Source organism: Aeromonas sp. FDAARGOS 1403 (assembly GCF_019047325.1).
Lineage (GTDB): Bacteria > Pseudomonadota > Gammaproteobacteria > Enterobacterales > Aeromonadaceae > Aeromonas > Aeromonas dhakensis.
Map to the genome: position 1 here is coordinate 3,436,801 of NZ_CP077249.1, position 19,399 is coordinate 3,456,199.

The 19,399-nt window shown below is 61.0% G+C and carries 15 protein-coding genes; 6 read left to right on the forward strand and 9 right to left on the reverse strand.

Features of this window, described 5'->3' with window-relative positions; all coding sequences use genetic code 11:
• Window positions 1–271 precede the first annotated feature (271 nt).
• Window positions 272–1,465, forward strand: coding sequence for an aromatic amino acid transport family protein (locus I6L33_RS16005; RefSeq protein ID WP_017785303.1), 1,194 nt, complete (start codon window positions 272–274; stop codon window positions 1,463–1,465).
• 238 nt (window positions 1,466–1,703) lie between these two features.
• Here I6L33_RS16005 and I6L33_RS16010 read toward each other — a convergent pair whose 3' ends face one another.
• Complete coding sequence (locus I6L33_RS16010) at window positions 1,704–4,805, reverse strand: amylo-alpha-1,6-glucosidase (protein ID WP_216972904.1); 3,102 nt, start codon at window positions 4,803–4,805, stop codon at window positions 1,704–1,706.
• 517 nt (window positions 4,806–5,322) lie between these two features.
• Here I6L33_RS16010 and I6L33_RS16015 point away from each other — a divergent pair.
• Window positions 5,323–6,252, forward strand: coding sequence for a LysR family transcriptional regulator (locus I6L33_RS16015; RefSeq protein ID WP_216972905.1), 930 nt, complete (start codon window positions 5,323–5,325; stop codon window positions 6,250–6,252).
• Window positions 6,253–6,374: 122 nt separating this feature from the next.
• Here I6L33_RS16015 and I6L33_RS16020 read toward each other — a convergent pair whose 3' ends face one another.
• Window positions 6,375–7,781, reverse strand: coding sequence for a DEAD/DEAH box helicase (locus I6L33_RS16020; RefSeq protein WP_005300600.1), 1,407 nt, complete (start codon window positions 7,779–7,781; stop codon window positions 6,375–6,377).
• 324 nt (window positions 7,782–8,105) lie between these two features.
• On the opposite strand from I6L33_RS16020, the gene I6L33_RS16025 reads away from it, so the two are divergent.
• Window positions 8,106–8,927, forward strand: a complete 822-nt coding sequence (locus I6L33_RS16025; RefSeq protein ID WP_216972906.1) for an ABC transporter substrate-binding protein — start codon at window positions 8,106–8,108, stop codon at window positions 8,925–8,927.
• 90 nt (window positions 8,928–9,017) lie between these two features.
• On the opposite strand, the gene aroC is transcribed toward I6L33_RS16025, so the two are convergent.
• Window positions 9,018–10,106: a chorismate synthase gene (gene aroC / locus I6L33_RS16030; protein WP_010634057.1), complete on the reverse strand. Its 1,089-nt coding sequence runs from the start codon at window positions 10,104–10,106 to the stop codon at window positions 9,018–9,020.
• 12 nt (window positions 10,107–10,118) lie between these two features.
• Window positions 10,119–11,054 carry a 50S ribosomal protein L3 N(5)-glutamine methyltransferase gene (gene prmB / locus I6L33_RS16035; RefSeq protein WP_026141673.1) on the reverse strand — a complete coding sequence of 312 codons (936 nt, stop codon included), beginning with the start codon at window positions 11,052–11,054 and terminating at the stop codon, window positions 10,119–10,121.
• A gap of 65 nt (window positions 11,055–11,119) precedes the next feature.
• On the opposite strand from prmB, the gene smrB reads away from it, so the two are divergent.
• Window positions 11,120–11,644 carry an endonuclease SmrB gene (gene smrB / locus I6L33_RS16040; RefSeq protein WP_139430816.1) on the forward strand — a complete coding sequence of 175 codons (525 nt, stop codon included), beginning with the start codon at window positions 11,120–11,122 and terminating at the stop codon, window positions 11,642–11,644.
• Between the two features lie 112 nt (window positions 11,645–11,756).
• Here the strand turns inward: smrB and I6L33_RS16045 are convergent, their stop codons facing one another.
• A complete protein-coding gene (locus tag I6L33_RS16045) occupies window positions 11,757–12,167 on the reverse strand; it encodes an SRPBCC family protein (protein ID WP_065017657.1) in 411 nt (136 codons plus the stop codon).
• A 211-nt stretch (window positions 12,168–12,378) separates the two neighbouring features.
• On the opposite strand from I6L33_RS16045, the gene I6L33_RS16050 reads away from it, so the two are divergent.
• Window positions 12,379–13,674: a diguanylate cyclase gene (locus I6L33_RS16050; protein ID WP_216972907.1), complete on the forward strand. Its 1,296-nt coding sequence runs from the start codon at window positions 12,379–12,381 to the stop codon at window positions 13,672–13,674.
• Between the two features lie 47 nt (window positions 13,675–13,721).
• Here I6L33_RS16050 and I6L33_RS16055 read toward each other — a convergent pair whose 3' ends face one another.
• From I6L33_RS16055 to I6L33_RS16070, 4 genes are all read right to left on the reverse strand, one after another.
• Entirely contained in the window at window positions 13,722–14,351 is a 630-nt protein-coding gene (locus I6L33_RS16055; RefSeq protein ID WP_216972908.1) for a histidine phosphatase family protein, read from the reverse strand.
• A gap of 49 nt (window positions 14,352–14,400) precedes the next feature.
• Window positions 14,401–14,799: a GFA family protein gene (locus I6L33_RS16060; protein ID WP_216972909.1), complete on the reverse strand. Its 399-nt coding sequence runs from the start codon at window positions 14,797–14,799 to the stop codon at window positions 14,401–14,403.
• A 712-nt stretch (window positions 14,800–15,511) separates the two neighbouring features.
• Complete coding sequence (locus tag I6L33_RS16065; RefSeq protein WP_216972910.1) at window positions 15,512–16,960, reverse strand: chitinase; 1,449 nt, start codon at window positions 16,958–16,960, stop codon at window positions 15,512–15,514.
• 314 nt (window positions 16,961–17,274) lie between these two features.
• Window positions 17,275–18,504, reverse strand: a complete 1,230-nt coding sequence (locus I6L33_RS16070; protein ID WP_216972911.1) for a methyltransferase — start codon at window positions 18,502–18,504, stop codon at window positions 17,275–17,277.
• 237 nt (window positions 18,505–18,741) lie between these two features.
• Between I6L33_RS16070 and I6L33_RS16075 the strand changes: the two genes are divergently transcribed.
• Entirely contained in the window at window positions 18,742–19,320 is a 579-nt protein-coding gene (locus tag I6L33_RS16075; protein ID WP_019838775.1) for an alkylphosphonate utilization protein, read from the forward strand.
• The last annotated feature ends 79 nt before the right edge of the window (window positions 19,321–19,399 follow it).

Sequence of the window (19,399 nt, forward strand, 5' to 3'; positions counted from 1 at the left end):
GCAGCGGCGCTTTTTTTCACCAGTCTAAAACCATATCTGTCATCATTTATTTCCACATATTCTGCCAACCCAGTACAAAATCCGCTTTTTCAGGCTTGTTTCCACCATTTTGATCCGTTAACTTGGCAACCAACTTTTACAACCAGCGGATTTTTCGTAACGATGGGTTCACTCCGATATTGCTAGCCTCCGGTCTCGACCCCGGAGGCGCCTTGCCAACACCTCATATACCTGCTGTGCACTGCGCAGTTTCTCGATTCGGATGGACACCATGAACACCAAAACCCTGGGATGTACTCTGTTGATTGCCGGCACCACCATAGGCGCCGGCATGCTGGCCCTGCCGCTGGCCTCTTCGTCGCTCGGCGGCCCCGCCACCCTGCTGCTGATGATCGGCCTCTGGGCCCTGATGGCCTTTACCGCCATGTTGCAGGTGGAAGCCAGCCTCAACACCGGCAAGTGGTACCTGCACCAGCTGGCGGATCACCTGCTCGGCCCCTGGGGCAAGCGCATCGCCTCCTTCTGCATTCTGATGCTGTTCTACTCGCTGGCCTCCGCCTACATCAGCGGCGGCAGCAGCCTGCTGGCTCAGGCGCTGGCCGATGCCGGCCTCCCCCTCAGCCAGGAGCAGGCGGCCTGGGCCTTTACCCTGTTGTTTGGCGGCATGGTCTGTGTCGGCACCAAGCAGGTGGATTACCTCAACCGGCTGATGTTCACCGTCAAGCTGGTGATCATGGTGGCGGTGCTGGCGCTGCTGCTGCCGCGCACCGAAGGGCAGCACCTGCTCTCCCTGCCACTGGGTCAGGGCTTGTTGCTGGCAGGTCTGCCGGTCATCTTCACCTCGTTCGGCTTTCACGGCTCCATCCCAAGCGTGATGCTCTATTTGGGGGACTGCCCCAAGCAGCTGCGCCGGGTCTTCGTGTGGGGCTCCGCCCTGCCGCTCATCCTCTACGTGCTGTGGCAGGTCGCCATCCTGGGTCTGCTGGGTCAACAGGCCCTGCTGCAGAGCGGTGGCGCGCTGGACAGCCTGCTGGCCAACGTCGGCAAGCTGGTAAGCTGGCCCGCCTTCAACCAGGCCATGCACCTGTTTGCCGATCTGGCGCTGGCCACCTCCTTCCTCGGGGTGACCCTGGGGCTGTTTGACTTCATGGCCAAGGTGACCCGTCGCAAGGACAACTGGCAGGGCCGCACCCAGACCGGCCTCATCACCTTCGTGCCGCCCCTACTGTTTGCCCTCTACTTCCCGCAGGGCTTCATCATGGCGCTCGGCTACGCCGCCATTGCGCTGGCGATACTGGCGGTGCTGCTGCCGGTGGCCCTGGTGTGGCAGAGCCGCAAGCAGGCCGAGACGCACCACTACCGCGCCCCGGGTGGCGTGCTGGCCCTGGGCCTTGCCGGTGCCATGGGCGTGCTGATCGTCGGGGTGCAGGTGAGCGTCAGCATGGGACTGCTGCCGGCGCTCTAAGCCATAGCCGGTATTGGATCCCCCAATGACAAGGCCCCGCCAACGGATGTTGACGGGGCCTTGTCATTTCCGCTGCGGCCATCGCAGTGGCGCCTTCTCCCCGCAACAGTCAGGGCACGTTCCAGGCTTGGGCTGAGCCACCACCAATACAGCAAAGCCCTGCCAGAGTGGCAGGGCTTTTTGCACTCTTCAGCGGGACAAGTCCGGGCCACAAGCCCGGCTTGTCCGCTGAGTTGGCTTAACGAGCCGAGACAGTGATGCTGGCCAGATCGATCAGGTTGACCGGCCCGCCCCGCCCGCCGGCATCGTTGTAGGTATCGTTCGCCTTCAGATAGCTCATGTTATAGAAGTCGCTCACCAGGATGTCGTACTGCCCTGCCGGCACGTTAACGATGACAGGGGTCGAGTCTCGCAGCGGTTTGATCTCTCCCTCCTTCATTACATGGGGCATCTGCACAGTGCCACCTGCGACCACCTGGCCCTTGCTGAGCACGGATATCCGCTTCACCCCGTTGGTCACCCCCAGATTGATGGCGTGCTGGGCATTGCTGTACTGCAGGCGAATGGCACGCTGACCATCCAGTGTGACATTGCGCACCAGGACGGTATCTTCCGGGCGGCCCCAATCTTTCAGATAGGGCATGGAGATGGCCGCATCGGCCGCCGTGAGGGGGCCGGTATGCGACACCGCGACGGCATCGACCGCGATGCGCCGGGTCTCTGGCTGGTAGCACACCGGCTTGGCATGATGGGAGCGGTTACCGGACTCGGGATAGATGGCCTCCGCGCTGTAGCAATAGGCCATGCCAGGTTGCAGCCGCAGGTCGTCGACCCACTCTCCCGCCGTCTCGAGTCCCTTGGCGACCAGCTTGCCATCGCGATACAGGTTGTAACTGAGCGCCCCTTTATTGACGCTGTCCTGCCATGTGACGACCAGCTTGCCAGCTTGCTCGGTCACTCCCAGCAGGGTGGGCTCGGTCGGTGCAAATACCTTGCGGTTTTCCACGTCCAGCGGTGCCGCGTCCTCGATCAGGCGGATCCCCTGTTCATCGGCAATGCCGGCCCCCAACTGGACCTCGATCTGGTTGCTGGCAGCCAGCATATCCTCGCAGATCAACTCCCCCACGGGGGCACCGTTGAGCATGATGCCACGCACCGGGTAGTAACTGCCCTCCTCCCCGACATCCGGGAGCAGCAGCTTGATCTCGATCTGCTTGCCACGGTAATTCAGCCCCTTGAGCACGGCTTCGGGCCTGGCGCCCATCAGCCTGTGCAGGTGACTGGTGACAAAGGGCGAGACACGGATCCCCTGCTCTTCCACGTTGTAGCCAAACAGGGTGTTGGTCACCATGCCGAGATAACCGCCAACGGACCAGAGCTGGCGCTGGGAGTTGATGACAGGCCCCGTCAAGTCGGGTTGAGCCAGATCCATCAAAGAGGGTTGGCCCGAGAGCCACTCCAGATTCTCCATGTTGGAGAGGTTGAGCGCGGCCCCGCGCATCATGGAGTCGACATGGCGATCGGCCACGGCCACGTTCTGCACCCTGGCCGCCGCCTTCAGCCCGTAGGCGGAGACAAAAGGCCAGATGGCACGGTTATGGTAGACCGGCATATCGGGCTGCTGCGGGAAATAGACAGGGGCACCATAAGGCCCAATGGGATAGCGGCTGACGATCTCCCTGGCCTGCGCCTCATCGGCAATGCCCGCCAGAATGGCAAGGGACTCCCCCAGCAGATCGAACTTGTAGGCCGGGCTTGGATCCGTAGCGGTATTGATCAGGCTGGCATACATCTTCTCATCTGCCAGCCAGAAGGCCCGATTGATGGCCTGCTTGAGCGCGGCGGCCCATTGGCTGTAGCGAGTCACCAGTTCATCCTGGCCCAGCTCGGCGGCCAGGTGTGCTGCCAGCATCAGACCCTGGTAGTGGAGGACATTGGTGGAGAGGGATTTGCTCATGCCGATGTGGGCGATATCGGTCTTGATCCACTTGGCATAGGTCTGGTCACGCCAGTCGAGGAAGGATTGCTCCCCACCATAGAGGCCATCGCCATGATCGAAGGCCGCCAGGCGATCGCTCTCAATGGTATTGCGCAGCCCCTCAAACGCCTCGGGCAGGAAGGCGCTGCGCTCCTCGGTGGGCAATGCCGCCAACACCTGCTCGGCCGCCAGCGCCCACCCCATGCGATCGGTGCTGATGGGCCAGCTGCCCCCCGTGCCCGTATCCTGAATGATCTGGCGCCCCTGCGGGATCAGGCCGTCGAGACCCTGCTTCAGCTCGGTTCTGAAATCGGAGAGCTTGAACTGCAGGGAGTTACGTGCCCGCTGCGGATCCAGCACTCCCAGCCCCAGATCGGTGGCGTAAGAGAGATCCCGCGTCCAGACATAATGCCACTTTGCCCCCGTTTCGAAGCAGTCGCAGGGGATCGCCTGACCGCCGCCGTAACTGCCATCCTTGACCTGGGACACGCTGTTTTGCCGCATCTCGTGTGTCGCCAGCGTAAACAAGGCGTCAAACACCATGTTGCCCGAACGCAGCCGGGGCAGATCGGCCTGCTCCTGATAGGTGGTGAAGCTATCCCCCGGATCCCGCAGCTCCTGGGTCGTCGACTGGGCATAGCTGCGATAGTCGGCCCCAGCCTGCTTGACCGAGAAGGTGGCAACCTCCTTGACCCCGGGTATATGGGTCTGGTATTCCCGCTTCTCGATAAGCTCATGCCCCTCATGAGGATTGATCAAGCGCAGATCCTCGTCCGTCGCGGCACTGATCAACAACACAGGGGCCTTTTCATCCTCACTGGCATCGAGGACAAACTTGTAATATCCCGCCTGTGACACTGACAGGGATGCCAGCTGGCAACTGCTGTCACAGCGCTGCATCCTGGCGGGATCATTCAATGACAGGGTGCCGCTGGTACCAAAGCCGACCCCGTCCTGGGCAGAGGCCATCTTAATCTTGTGCTCCCCGGGAGCCAGCCTGGCCACCACCACATAGCGTTTGTCGCCCTGGTAGATCATCTGCAAGAGCGGTTCGAGATTGCCGTCTATGCCCTTCAGGTAGAGGTTTTCAGCGTAATTGGGGTCATCACGCACCATGGTAAATTCGACGACGGGGGCCGCCAGATCGGCATTGGTCACCTTGACCTGAATATCGAGCAGCCCTTTTTCGGTCACCACCAGGCGATTGTTCTGTCCGTTATTCTGGTAGTACATGGGATAGCGCTGTTCGGGGAAGATGCTGGTCTCGTTGCGGCTATCGGCAGAAAAGTCAGGATATTTCGTCCATTCGGGGCCCGCGACCTTGAACGGTGACATGCCTGAATTCATCTTCAGGTTGTCCAATCGATATATTCCATCTTTGAAGACCAGTTTGAACTTCTCTTCACGATCCCAGCCGCTGAACTCCCCGACCAGATAGAGATCAAAATCCCAGGGAGCTTTCGCCTCAATAGTATTATCACTTGCAGATGAACTATTATCATTACAACCGGACAAGAGCATTCCGCCGCACAACAATGACACGGATAAAGCCAATGGATGGATTTTCATATATTCCCTTCGTTACTTTATTTATTATTTCGTTATTCTAATGACAGCCATAAGCTGTATTTTCTAGCCTACACCAGCAGGCCTTTAAAAACACATAGACGACCATAATGACGGGATAGCCATCATCTATAACCAGGCTGCATTGCGTGATCCCATTCACAAAATAAACTCGGCTACCGGTCAACTCGAATAGAAAACAACGTGAGGAGACACACACAAAAACTGTTGCGGCGACACGGAGGCGATTGACAGTCACCCATGCTTGCACTAGCGTGGCGCTCCGCCTGATCCTGAACGTACGTTATTTCCCGTGGACAAACACCTCAGACAATTCATTGAAGTCGCGACCCACAAAAGCGTGAGTCTCGCCGCCAGGCACATGGGGCTGAGCCAGCCAACGCTGACCCACAACATGAAGAAACTGGAAGAGAGTCTGGGCACGCCCCTGCTCATCAGACAGACTGGCGGTGTGGCGCTGACGGCAGCCGGCGAGTTGTTGCTGATCCAGGCCCGCATGATGCAACGGATCTACGATGACACCCTCAGACGACTCGCCATCCTGCGCGAGCGAGCAGCCCAGCCCCTGAGAGTGGGAACCGGCCACGCCTGGTGGCAGCATGTGCTACAACCTGTCACCCTACATTACCGCGCAGCCAACCCGTCTTGCGCCATCAATATCGAAGTCGGTAATCATCTGCGACTGCTGGACTTGCTCCTGGGCAATCATATCGACCTGTTCTTGGGGCATGAAATCCATGGTCTGGATAAACATTACAGCCTGATATTCATCCCGCTCTTTACCGCCAGCGATGCCGTGTTTACCAGAGCTGGACATCCCCTCTCAGGGAAAATTTGCAGCAAGCAGGATCTGGTTTATTACCCCAGCCTGTTGATTACCACGGATGAACCTAAATATCTTCATCTGGTCGAGGATATGGCAATCAAAAAGCAAGAGCATGAAGAGATGCAGCTCAATGACAAAATCATTTACAGCTCCAATTCGTTGATGGCTGCCATCGATCTGGTGAATACCAGCAATGCGGTCATGCCGTATCCAGGCAGCATGGGAGAATACTTCTCAAAATTCGGTATCGTCCCACTCGAGATGGCGGAGGAATATAACAGAGGCACGGTTGGCATCTATATTTCCCGTGAGAAAATGGATGAGCCCAATATCCAAACGCTATGTCAACAGATCCAGACGCAGGTCGGCAAGCGTCGCCATTTGCTTGCAGCCTGAGCCACCTCTTTTCATCCGGCTGCAAACCGCAGGCACAAAAAACCCCGCCAACTTGGCGGGGTTTTCTATTCAACCGTTGAGCGCGTCAACCGTTGAGCGCGGGAGAGAAGCTCCCGAACCGCTTACTGGTTATGGGTAGAACGGCGCGGACGACGAGCCTGGGCCGGTTTGCCGGCACCATCGGCCGGACGCTGGCCACCCTGGGGCTTGGGCTTGCCGCCGTTGCCAGTGCGATTGCCACCACCGTTACCACCGGCGCCATTGCCGGAGCGACCGGCACCTTGACGCTGGCCCTGGCCTTGCGGACGTGGCGCACGGCGCTGCTCGCTCGGATCGCGCGGCTCTTTGCGCAGCGGCGCACCGATGCCACGGGCGATGTTGTCGAGCGTCTCGCGGGAGGCTTCGAAGCCGGCCACCTGCTCGCAGGGGATGCTCTGCTTGGTCAGCCGCTCGATGGCCTTGATGAGCTTGCCCTCGTCTGCCGCCACCAGGGAGATGGCGTGACCGGCGGCGCCGGCACGGCCGGTACGGCCGATACGGTGCACGTAATCTTCCGCCACGTTTGGCAGCTCGAAGTTGACCACCTGGGGCAGCTTGTCGATGTCGAGGCCGCGGGCAGCGATGTCGGTCGCCACCATGACGCGCACGCTGCCATCCTTGAAGCCGGACAGGGCGCGGGTACGGGCCCCCTGGCTCTTGTTGCCGTGGATGGCGGCGGCGCTGATGCCGTCTTTCTCAAGCTTCTCGGCAACCCGGTTGGCGATGTGCTTGGTACGGGTAAACACCAGCACCTGCTGCCAGTTGTTGCTGGAGATGAGGTGGCTCAGCAGGGCAATCTTGTTGGCCTTGTCGCACGGGTGCACCAGCTGCTCGATGCGCTCGGCGGTGCTGTTGCGCGGGGTCACTTCGATCACCGCCGGGTTGTCCAGGAGGCCAGTAGCCAGCTCGCGAATTTCGTCGGCGAAAGTGGCGGAGAAGAGCAGGTTCTGACGCTTTTTCGGCAACAGAGCCAGGATGCGGCGGATGTCGCGGATAAAGCCCATGTCGAGCATGCGGTCCGCTTCGTCCAGCACCAGGATCTCGACTTCATCGAACTTGACGGCGTTCTGGTTGTAAAGGTCCATCAGACGGCCCGGGCAGGCCACCAGCACGTCCAGACCACGGCGAGTCGCCATCATCTGCGGGTTGATGCTCACGCCGCCAAATACCACGTGGCTGCGGATCGGCAGGTGCTTGCCGTAGTTGCGCACGCTCTCGCCCACCTGGGCGGCCAGCTCGCGGGTCGGGGTCAGCACCAGGGCACGGATGCGATTCGGGGAGACCTTGCGCTTGCTCTCGGTCAAGCGTTGCAGCATCGGCAGGGTAAAACCTGCGGTCTTGCCGGTCCCGGTCTGGGCGGCGGCCATCAGATCACGGCCAGCCAGTACCGCCGGGATCGCTTGTTGCTGAATGGGAGACGGGGTGTCGTAGCCTTGCTCGGCAACGGCACGCAACAAGGGTTCGGCCAGACCGAGGGAAGTAAAACTCATAGTTACCTGCTAGGGATAGGGGCGCCGGGGATCCGTGATGGGGCTCCTCTGCTGAGCCGATGCCATCTCGCCAGATCCGGGCCTGTTGAGAACACAACGATTTCCCCGGGGAGCAGAGCAAAGGGGAAAGAATAGGGGCGCAGTCTAACGGAGTTATTGAGGAGAAACGAGAAAAATGTGATGTTCCTCCCAGCATGTTTGCCAAAAGCCGGTCACCGTCCCGCCGAGAAAAGCCGTTCAAGAACTCATTCGAATCAGGCTATGCTTGATGCCAGACCATGGCGACGCCGCCGCGGCGATCCTGCAACAAGGAGGTTCAGGTTCATGCGTGTTCATTTTCTGCCTGCCGGCCGCTACTGGCTGCTTCTGCTGATGCTTGCCCTCACTCTGCCGCTGCAGGCCAACACCAGGTTGTCCGTCGCCTGGGGCCACTGGCCACCGTTCAGCTACATCAATGCTCAGGGGACACTGGATGGGCTGGACGTGAGCCTGACCCGCCAGATCCTGGCCCAGGCGGGGCTCACACCCCGCTTTCGCAACCTGCCCTGGGCCCGGGCCCTTCATCTTATAGAGCAGCAGCAACTCGATCTCGCCATGGGGGCGCTCGTTACGCCGGAGCGGCGCGCCTTCGCCCGCTTCTCGGCCCCCTATCGACGCAGCACCTTTGTGCTGCTGAGCAGCGATCCCATCCCCGGCCAGCGCGAGCCATGGCAGGATGTGCAGAGCCTGCAGGGGCTCTGCCAGCAAAGCCAGCTGCGCCTTGGCAAGCTGCGCGGCACCCGGCCGACCCAGTTGATGGCATCCTGCCCGGCCCTGAAACAGGCGAGTGAATACAACAGCGACGATCGGCTGATCGATCTGCTGCTGGCCCGCCGCCTCGACGGCATCATCGTCGAGTGGCAATACGCCCGTTATCGCTTGCAGCAGCTGGGGGCCGACGGTTTTATCCACTGCCAGCTGCTGCTCCACCACCAGCCGGTCAGCCTGATGTTTGCCAACAGCGCCATCGATGACGACACCCTGGCCCGGGTCGATGCGGCGATCGCCAACTTGCCGCCGGCAAGCGGCAACCCCACCCCGCCCACCTGCCGGCTCGACAACCCGGCGGCCGACACGCCCCCCGGCCCAATCGCCAAGAGGGGGTGAATGGCCATCAAAAAGGCGACCCTGAGGTCGCCTTTTCATTGTGCCTGTGTGTGACTGCGCCACCCGATCAGCCGAGTGGTGAACAGCCGATCAGCGCAGCTGCGGAGTGTGCGTCAGCACGCCCTGGTTCTGGGCACGGTGGCGCAGCAGGTGATCCATCAACACCAGGGCCAGCATTGCCTCGGCGATGGGCACGGCGCGAATGCCGACGCAAGGATCGTGGCGACCCTTGGTGATCATCTCGATGGCCTCGCCTTCGGTATTGATCGTTTTGCCCGGCACCGTGATGCTGGAGGTGGGTTTGAGCGCCATGCTCACCACGATATCCTGACCCGACGAGATGCCGCCCAGAATGCCGCCCGCATGGTTGCTGGCAAAGCCGGCCGGGGTCATTTCGTCGCGATGCTCGGAGCCCTTCTGCTCCACCACCGCAAACCCGTCACCGATCTCCACCCCTTTCACCGCATTGATGCCCATCATGGCGTGGGCGATGTCGGCGTCGAGACGATCGAACACCGGCTCACCCAAGCCCACCGGCACATTGCTGGCGATGACCTGCACCTTGGCGCCGATACTGTTGCCCTCTTTCTTCAGGTCGCGCATGTATTGATCGAGCGCTTCCAGCTTGCCCGCATCGGGGAAGAAGAAGGGATTCTGCTCGATCTGCGCGGCGTCGAAGGCTTCAGCCTTGATGGGGCCGAGCTGGGAGAGAAAGCCGGTGATCTCGATGCCGTGCACCTGTTTCAGGTACTTCTTGGCAATGGCCCCCGCCGCCACCCGCATGGCGGTTTCACGGGCGGAGGAGCGACCGCCGCCACGATAGTCGCGCTGGCCGTACTTCTGGTGATAGGTGTAATCGGCGTGGCCCGGACGGAACAAGTCCTTGATGTCGGAGTAGTCCTTGGAGCGCTGATCGGTGTTCTCGATCAAGAGCCCGATGGAGGTGCCTGTGGTCTTGCCCTCGAACACCCCGGAGAGGATCTTCACCTCGTCCGGCTCGCGGCGTGGCGTGGTGTAGCGGGAAGTGCCGGGCTTGCGCCGGTCCAGATCCCCCTGCAGATCCGCTTCGCTTATCTCCAGCCCCGGCGGGCAGCCGTCGACCACGGCGCCCAACGCCAGGCCGTGGCTCTCGCCGAAGGTGGTAACCCGAAAGAGTTGGCCGAAACTGTTCCCTGCCATGCTTGCTCCTGCTTAGCTCTTGTAAATCGCGAAATGGTCCTGGTACTGCACCAGCTCGGCACGGGTCATCACGAACACGCCGTGACCGCCGTTCTCGAACTCCACCCAGGTGAAGGGCACGTCAGGGAACTGGGCTTCCAGATGGATCATGCTGTTGCCCACCTCGACCACCAGCACGCCATCGTCTTTCAGGAAATCGGCGGCATTGGCCAGCAGACGCTTGGTGAGCTTGAGGCCATCGGAACCGGAGGCCAGCGCCAACTCAGGTTCGTGGCGAAACTCGTCCGGCAGATCCGACATGTCTTCGGAATCCACGTAGGGCGGGTTGGAGACGATGAGATCGTACTTGTCGCCGACCGGCAGATCGCGGAACAGATCGGAGCGGATCGGAATGACCTGCTGCTCCAAGCCGTGATCGTTGATGTTGCGCTCGGCCACGTTGAGGGCATCGACGCTGATGTCGATGGCATCCACTTCCGCTTCCGGGAACTCGTGGGCCATGATGATGGCGATGCAGCCGGAGCCGGTGCAGAGATCCATGATCCGGGTCGGTTCGTCTTTCAGGAAGGGGGCGAAGCGATTGGCCACCATCTCGGCGATGGGGGAGCGGGGAATGAGCACCCGCTCGTCCACGTAGAACTCCCAACCGGCATACCAGGCCTTGTTGGTCAGGTAGGGGGCGGGAATGCGCTCCTGCACGCGGCGGATGATGAGCTCGGCGATGCGGTGCCGTTCGCTGGTGGTCAGGCGGGAGTGGCGCATGCCCGGATCCACGTCCGGCGGCAGATGTAGCGCGGGCAGTACCAGCTGCACGGCCTCATCCCAGGCGTTGTCGGTACCATGTCCGTAGAAGATCCCGGCGTCGTTGAAACGACTCATGGCCCAGCGCAACATGTCCTGGATGGTGTGCATCTCGGCAACCACCTCATCGATAAATATCTTGTCCAAATCCACCTCCAAGTCGAGTAATATCCGGCCCGAGAATTCTATACAGCGAGCAAGACGAGTACCTGATGAAAAAAACGCCCTCACCGACAGACGAGGAAACCCTGCTGTTCCGCGATGCGATAAAAGGTACCCGGAAAATCAAGCAAGATACCATAAGGGCCGAGTTACGCCCGGTCAAGCAGAAACGCGAAATGCGTGAGAGCCGCGAATCCCTTGGGGTTGACCACTATTTCAGCGATGAATACCAACCCCATCTGGAAGAGGATGGACCGACCCGTTACGTGCGCGACGACGTGTCGAAATTCGAGCTCAAAAAGCTCAAGCGCGGCAGCTATCCGCCGGAGATCTACCTGGACCTGCACGGCATGAACCAGCAGCAGGCCAAACAGGAGCTGGCGGCCCTGCTCACCCTCTGCCGACGCGAGAACATTCACGTCGCCTCGGTGATGCACGGCATCGGCAAACACATCCTCAAGCAGCGCATCCCGAGCTGGCTGGCCCAACACCCCAGTGTGCAGGCGTTCCATCAGGCCCCCCGCGAGTGGGGCGGTGACAGCGCCATCCTGGTGCTGCTGGATATCGAAGAGTAACGCCTTCGCGCCACCCGCCGGCAACGCCAGCGGTATGAGCCCCGCAATCAAGGCGCAATAAAAAACCACCGACGTCTGGCGGTGGTTTTTTATTGGTACTGGCACCTCTCCCCTAGCCTGCCGCCTCCACGTAGCGCTTGAAGTTGTCGAGGATCCCCTGCCAGCCCGCCTGCTGCTGGGCCGGGGTGTGGCTCGACTCGGCATCGAAGGTCTCCTGCACCCGAGTGCCGCCCGCCTCGCTGGCAAACCGCACATCCACCTCGCGTCCGTCATCCATCAAGAACGAGAGGCGGGTCGGCGCCTCCACCCGGGTAAAGGTGCCGGTGAAATCAAAGCCGGCGCTGCCATCCTTGGCGGCCATGTGATGACAAAAACGCCCACCCACCACCAGATCGACCCGGCTGCTGGTGGTGTGCCAGTCGCTGGAGGCCGCGTTCCACCTGGCGATGCAGTCCGGATCGTTCCAGGCCCACCAGACCGCCTCTATCTCCTGCTCGATATGTGCCTCGATGCTGATCTTCATCTCGCCCTCCCTGCTTCGTTGCGCTGACCAGACCGCTGCGCCGGATCCGGTGCCGTTTGTAGATGCCCGCAAGTAAAGCCCAATCCGGGCCGACCGGCCAGTTTGCCAGAACGAGCGCTCTGTGGCCGGCCCCTGCCCGGCTCCCGCCAACCGGGCATCAAAGCGGCCGCACTATACTGAATATCAATATGTTATTCGCCATGGAGGTTGCATGTTCACACAGGGTTCCCACGCCGATATCAAGTCCTCTCTCGATGCCATCGGTGCCGCCGTCGCGGTGTTTTCCCTCGACAAGGACGATCGCTTTACCCTCATCTCCGCCAACGACACCTTTGCCCAGGCCTTCGAGCTGGATGTGCTGGGCTGCATCGGCAAGCGCCTGGGCGAGATGTTTCCCCGCTACATCACCGGCAGCATAGAGCAGCCGATGCACGAGTGTGTGAGCCAGCTGACGGGGCTTGAGAGCGAGCTGCCCATCGACACCCTGTCGCGCACCAGCTGGTGGCGCTTCGTCATCTCCCCCATCATTCCCGAGCAGTCCCGCATCACCCGCATCATGGTCACCGCCATCGACATCACCGCCAAAAAGCAGCTGGAAGAGGCGCTCAAGATGAGCCGCAAGCGCTTCGAGGCGGTGGTCAACTCCGCCTATGACGGCATCATCAGCGTCAGCAGCGAGTCGCGCATCGAACTTATCAACACCGCCGCCTGCGAGATGTTCGGGGTGGACGAAAGCTACCTCGGCAAACGGCTGGAGACCCTGCTGCCCCAGCGCTTTCGGGCCAACCACGACGGCTATTTCAAGGCGTTCAGCAACTCCCCCATCAACTCGCGTCCCATGCATGCCCGCGCCTCCGTGATGGGGCTGCGCCGCGACGGCAGCGAATTTCCGCTGGAAGTGACCATCGCCAAGATCAACCTGGGCCAGACCACCGAGATGACCGCCATCCTGCGGGACATCTCGGAGCGGGCCAAGCTGGTGGAGGAACTCAAGGTGGCGGCCACCACGGATCCCCTCACCGGGATCGCCAACCGGCGCCGCTTCGATGAACTGGTCAAGCTGGAGATGCAGCGCTGCCAGCGCTTCAGTCACACCATGAGCCTGCTGCTGATCGACATCGATCACTTCAAGCAGATCAACGACACCTATGGCCATCAACAGGGCGATCAGGCCATCCTCAGCCTGGTCAAGCGGGTTGCCAAACAGCTGCGGGAGGTAGACATGCTGGGCCGCTGGGGCGGCGAGGAGTTCATCGTGCTACTGCCGGAAACCTCGCTGGAGCTGGCCTGGGCCAGTGCGGAGCGGATCCGCCTCGCCGTCGAGTCGCAGCTGCATCAGCTGGGCGCAGGCACCGAGGTGCCGCTCACCATCAGCGTCGGCATCAGTGCCAGTCTGGGCCCGCAGGATACGGTGGAGCGCATGGTGCGCCGGGCCGATACCGCCCTCTATCTGGCCAAGAAACAGGGGCGCAACTGCTCAAGGAAGGCGCTGCCAGATTCCCCCTGATAGGCGACGCCAAGCCTGATAGACAATCATCAGGCCTGGCGCCTTCCTCAATTCAAGGTAGCGAGACCATGTTCACTGCCCGGCCGGGCAAAGAAACGCAGCGGCCCGCCAGCGTCGTCACATGCCAGCGACACCTCCAGCAGGGCCCCGTTGGCCAGCTGCCACTCGAAGAAGTCGTCAAAACCCGCCACGGTCAGCGCCCGGATCACCTTGGCCACCACGCCGTGCGCCACCAGCAACACCCGCTCCTGATGGCAACTCTGCGCCAGTTCCGCCAGTCCCTGCCCGACCCGGGCAATGACTTCGTCCAGCGATTCGCCGCCGGGCGGCGCCTCGGCCCAGCGCCGGGTGATGTTGCGGGCCCACAGTGCAGGGTAGCTCTCCCTCGCCTCTTGCTGGGTCAGCCCCTCGAACACCCCGACATGGCGCTCACGAAACGCGGGGGCGAGCGTCACCGGCAACGCCAGCTCGTCCGCCACCAGGGCCGCACTTTGCCGTGCCCGCAGCAAGGAGGAGCTCAGCAGCCGCTGAAACGGGGCCTGCGCCAAGACCAGCATCTTTGCCTGCGCGCTGATCTGGGCCACCCCCGTGTCGCTCAGACCGATATCCAGCGCCCCCTGATAGCGCTCCTCGGCATTGGCCGGGGTTTGCCCGTGGCGCATCACTACCAATTGCATGGTCTGTTCCTTTGATTGCGGCCGATGCTCACGCTACCTCGCCCCACGCTCACGGCTTGGGCGCAAACTGTTCAAACACCTGCTGACCGGTCAGGGTAGGTGTCTCGTTTTTGAGCTCGTAGAAATCGGGCTTCTCGTCGATGAAGATCTGGCTCGCCAATTGGAAAGATTCGTTTTGAAACAGGCCGGCCGACACTATGTACTCATCCGTCGGCAACAGGTGATAGAAAAGGTGGGTGCCGCAGGTGGGACAAAAGCCCCGCTCCGCCCACTCCGAGGAGCGATAGGCCACCGGGGTGAGCCCGCTAAAGTGCACCTCCTTGCCGCAGTGCACCGCAAACAGCGGGCCGCCCGACCAGCGCCGACAGGTGCTGCAGTGACACAACCCCACCTCCTGGTGATCGCCGGCCAAGACCTCAATCCCGCCACACAGACAATGTCCCTTCATCACTCCTCCTTGCGTCTTGTTGTCGCTTGTCGTCGCTGACCTGACCGTGTCATTGTCGCCAGTGCCGGATCAGATGAGTACCATGTTGCGCCCTCGTCAGCCACCATTCCCATCACAAAACCGGCTGCGAGATGACTCACGAGGCCGGTAACCAGCGCTCCTGCAATGCAATCCGGTTGCCTTCCGGGTCCTGAAATTTGGCCACCTTGATGCCCTCCCCGACCTCAGTCAGCGGGATTTCGACATGCACGGCAATAGTGAAAATGGGGTTGCTCCCTGATGTTGACTCATTTGCGCAGTGATATTCCATGGCGGGATGGCGGCCAATCCTTTTAACTCTTGCATGTCATTGCCCGATAAAATATCGACTGGGTGAGGCATGCCTGATGGATAAAACAAGGGGCAGTTCAATAAGGCAACACATCATCAATGCCAAACTGAATAAAGTTCAGCTGACGCCCCCCAAGATAAAAAATGAGTCAGTCCGATATAGATGACTACTTCCTGCATCAGCATCGGTGACTGTCGGTTATTATCCCCCTCACTGGGCCCTCATATAAGTGATAAGGGCCGGAGTATCGCCCTCTCTTGCCAAATTAAATGCAAGCTCAATTTTTCCATGTCGGATATTGAAAGGGGGACAATATGTCCCCCGCATTAGCTTGAAAGGCTGTTATCAACCGCCTAGCGAATTGGTACAGGCCGCTTTGCTTTATTTCGCCGGCACCAGCACCCAGGGATCCCCCTTGCCCGGTTCATTGCCCTGGGTCCACCACTTGGCCTGATAGATGGCCCCCTTGTAGCTCACCTGATTGCCCGCGGTATAGACCTTGCTGGCACTCCAGGCAGGTACATCGCCCACCGGGGGATCGGTCGGATCAACCGGCGCAGGATCCAGCTTGGCCACCACTCGCACCTTGGGCCAGTTGGCGTGGGAGCCGTAGAAGTTGGTCACGCACTTCTCGTAATCTCCTGGCACCAGCGCCGAGTAGGCGGTCTGGAACCCCACCAGCTCACACTCGAACGAGTAGCCACCGGGTCTGTCGGGGTAGTATTTCCAGTTGCCATCCCAGTTGGTGTAGAGCACGTCGGTGGCGCCGTTGAGGTTGAGGCTGCCATAGGGAGTCTGCTGCCAGCAGGTGTTCTTCTCGTCGGCTTTGACCGGGATCTCGTAATGCTTGGCCAACCCTTCCCAGTAGCGGATGCGGTTGACCGGCTGACCCTTGTCCTTGTTCTGCTCGCCGCACTCGATGCCGCCGTTGATGACGTTGATGGTGGTGCCAAAGCCGTAGCCGATACCGGCGGCGATCTCGCGCTGGGAGGGCACCCAGGTGCGGTCAATCACGTGCAACATAGCGGGCTTGGGGGCCTGCGGGGTCAGGAAGAACCAGATGGCGGAGGCGAGGTTGAGCCAGGAGTCCGCCACCAGCCCGGGGTTGTTCAGCAGCACGGACGCATCGCCGTCAAACATCGCCTCGGAGAAGGCGCCGTAGTTGAAGTGATAGGAGAGCTGCTTGGCGCCGCGACCGAAATAACCCTGCCCTGTGCTGCAGGGCCACTTCTTGTTCTGCCAGTCGTTTTGGCCGCAGCCTGTGGTGTAGCCGGTCTGCCCCTCCGACCAGCCCATCTCGCGCACGTGCACCAGCGCCTGTTGCCACTCCTCCAGTGCCAGCGGGTTGTCGGAGATATTCTCCTTGGCAATGTGGCCGCCGGTCTCCTGAGCGAAATGGGCAAAGGCGGTGATGATGGATTTTTTGCAGATGGCATCGGCATCGCGACCATCGGTATATTCGCCGCAAAAAGCCGGGAATTTACCGACCGCCCGCAAGAAACGCTCGTAGGTATATTCTGGCGCCGCCATCTGGGTTAAATAATCCCAGTCCGATTCGGTGAATACCCGCTCGACCCGTTTGACGTTATCCGGATTGCTGGCTGCCCTCGGTTTGATGGCATCGACAATGGTATTGGAACGTGTCGCCAACGCCTTTGCCCAGATCCCGTACATGGGATTGGCCGTCTTGGCTTTTTCAACCGCCGCTAGATCCGGCGCGGAAATCATATATCCACCGGCATTTTGTGGATCGGGTTGAATATTCATGGCATGACTTGGCAATGCGCAGGCAGCCGCAACCAGCCAGGCACAATGTGTAGGCTTGAACATAACAGACAGTCCTTATGTCAGAATAACGTCGGGATAAGAGTCGCCTCGAGAGTAATATTACCAGCCACTAAATTCACGATGAGAATTAAGAATTATGCCGAATCTGTGAGCCAATTCACTCTGCCGGCAGGCCACCATAAAATGCATTGTGAACCGATGTTTTGACGCGGCGGCCGGATATATGAAAATAAACCGAAGAAAAATGAAAAAAGAGCGGAAAAACCGCTCTTTCAACGAAACAAACGCCCCAATCGGCGACATCAGGGTAAACAGCAAGCCGCTGCAACAGACCCCGCAACGACGGGGCCCGCCGCTTATCTTTCTGGCGTGCGCACCGCGCGGATCAGGATATTGCGGGGGGTCATGGGTTTGTCGCAAAACTCCCCCACCTCCACCCGGTAGCCCTGCTCTTGCAGGAAGAGGGCGCGATCCAGCACCAGCCAAAGCTCCAGCGGACGGCGAAACAGGTGACGCACCAGCTCCATGCGGGCGACATCGCCATAACGCGCCTCCCCTTTTGCCAGAAACCCGGCGTAGTCGAGGCCGGCCGGCAACAACAGCCCCTTTCGCTCGGCGGCCCAACCACAGAAATCCTCGAAGGTACCGGTCAGCAGGCTCTTTTGCATGTTGGGCACCGGCAGATACTCATCCACCCCGCGCACCTGGCGCTGCAGGCAGTCAAAGGCCAGCCGCCAGGCCACCTCTTGCTCGCGCAGGCGAGCGATGCGGGCGCCGCCGGTGACCGTCTCCTGCAGCGGCAGCTTCAGATCGCTCTTGGCAAGCTGCAGCACACTGGTCTTGGCCGGGCCGGAGAGCGGGCGGTAGTGACTGGTGCGGATCAGGTGATAACAGCAGGGGGAGAGGGTCACCCCCTCGGCACCGCGCGCCGCCACCTGTTCAATCAGATGGGTGTGCAGCTCGCCGCAGGCGTGCAGCGCCATGGCGTGATGGGCCGGTGCAATCAGCTGGGCGGTCTCATCGGCGAAGGCATCGGCACAGACAAATGCCATCCGGGCGCCGTCACGGGCGGCCAGCTGGCGCCCCTCTTCGCACAGGGGCGCCTGCAGCTCCAGGCTTAGCACCTCGGCCTGACGGTGCAGGGAGACCAGCCGCCCCAGGTGGCCCTTGCCTGCACACCACTCCAGATAGGGGCCGCGATGGGCGGGCAGGCAGGCGGTGAAGGCTTCAATCTGGGCCTGCTTGCGCCCCGGCATGTACATCGCCATGGTCCGCTCGCACGGGATGGGTTCGCCCGTCAGGGTCGGCAACGCACTCAGGGCATGCAGCGCCGAGCCCTGCGGGATCCAGGGGGCCAGCAGCTCGCACAGGGCAGGCATGTCGCCATCGAGCCGCTCAATCTCGGCCAGCGACAGGGCATTGAGCCGCGCGGCCAGAGCCGGCGCCGTCTTGGCAAAGGCGAGGTCAAGGTGATGATAGGGTTGGTATTGCCACCAGTGCCGGGCTTCGCTCAGCAGTCGATCCAGTTGTTGAAAACGTTGAGCCAGCACGCGCGCCCCTGTTCTGCCGTCAAAATGGAGGCTCATTCTAGCGATCCCGCGCCAAAAAGCACTCTCATCCATGCTGCACCGGCATGGGTGTGCCACTATCCCCCAGCTTCAGCACAGGCAAAGAGAGTCCCTTCGGTTAATCCCTCCGGCCCGCCATAGGCCTGCGGCGGGGCTTAGCCTGACAAAGAGCGGGGTTTTGTGGTATATTCCGCCCCTTCATTATCTTGGCCTGCCCAGCGCGGGCCATTTTACCAACGTGAATGGAACCAAAACATGACCATCAATGCCATCCTGCAAGCGCGCGCGGGCGCCAAGTGTGAACTGTGCGGTGCCGAACAGGCGCTGACTGCCTTCGCGGTCCCCCACTCTCCGGCCAGCGATGATGATCACAGCGTTGCCCTGTGCGACACCTGCCGTGGCCAGCTGGAGCAGCCAGAAACCACAGTGGTCAACCACTGGCGCTGCCTGGGCGACAGCATGTGGAGCCAGGTCCCTGCGGTACAGGTCATGGCGTGGCGCCAGCTGAAGAACCTCTCCGCCCAGGGCGAGGTGTGGGCCCAGGACATGCTGGACATGATGTACATGGAAGACGAGACCAAGGCCTGGGCCGAAGCCGGCCTGGCCAGCGAGGATGACGACAGCGTACCGACCGTCGACTCCAACGGCGCCGTACTGGTCGAAGGTGACTCGGTGACCCTGATCAAGGATCTGGACGTCAAGGGAGCGGGTTTCACCGCCAAGCGCGGCACCCTGGTGAAGGGCATCCGCCTCACCAACAACCCGCTGCACATCGAAGGCAAGGTCAACGGCGTGCAGATCGTGCTGGTCGCCGCCTACCTGAAAAAGGCCTGATCGCCCTCACGCACCGATAGCAAGAGCGCCCCGCGGGGCGCTTTTTTTATGGCTGCCAATTGCCCTGCAGCGACCCTGT

What these genes read in the sequence shown, in the direction of transcription:
- I6L33_RS16005 (WP_017785303.1), top strand. Translation starts at nt 272, where the DNA reads ATGAACACCAAAACCCTGGGATGTACTCTGTTGATTGCCGGCACCACC.
- I6L33_RS16020 (WP_005300600.1), bottom strand. Translation starts at nt 7,781, where the DNA reads ATGAGTTTTACTTCCCTCGGTCTGGCCGAACCCTTGTTGCGTGCCGTT.
- I6L33_RS16025 (WP_216972906.1), top strand. Translation starts at nt 8,106, where the DNA reads ATGCGTGTTCATTTTCTGCCTGCCGGCCGCTACTGGCTGCTTCTGCTG.
- aroC (WP_010634057.1), bottom strand. Translation starts at nt 10,106, where the DNA reads ATGGCAGGGAACAGTTTCGGCCAACTCTTTCGGGTTACCACCTTCGGC.
- smrB (WP_139430816.1), top strand. Translation starts at nt 11,120, where the DNA reads ATGAAAAAAACGCCCTCACCGACAGACGAGGAAACCCTGCTGTTCCGC.
- I6L33_RS16045 (WP_065017657.1), bottom strand. Translation starts at nt 12,167, where the DNA reads ATGAAGATCAGCATCGAGGCACATATCGAGCAGGAGATAGAGGCGGTC.
- I6L33_RS16050 (WP_216972907.1), top strand. Translation starts at nt 12,379, where the DNA reads ATGTTCACACAGGGTTCCCACGCCGATATCAAGTCCTCTCTCGATGCC.
- I6L33_RS16055 (WP_216972908.1), bottom strand. Translation starts at nt 14,351, where the DNA reads ATGCAATTGGTAGTGATGCGCCACGGGCAAACCCCGGCCAATGCCGAG.
- I6L33_RS16060 (WP_216972909.1), bottom strand. Translation starts at nt 14,799, where the DNA reads ATGAAGGGACATTGTCTGTGTGGCGGGATTGAGGTCTTGGCCGGCGAT.
- I6L33_RS16065 (WP_216972910.1), bottom strand. Translation starts at nt 16,960, where the DNA reads ATGTTCAAGCCTACACATTGTGCCTGGCTGGTTGCGGCTGCCTGCGCA.
- I6L33_RS16070 (WP_216972911.1), bottom strand. Translation starts at nt 18,504, where the DNA reads ATGAGCCTCCATTTTGACGGCAGAACAGGGGCGCGCGTGCTGGCTCAA.
- I6L33_RS16075 (WP_019838775.1), top strand. Translation starts at nt 18,742, where the DNA reads ATGACCATCAATGCCATCCTGCAAGCGCGCGCGGGCGCCAAGTGTGAA.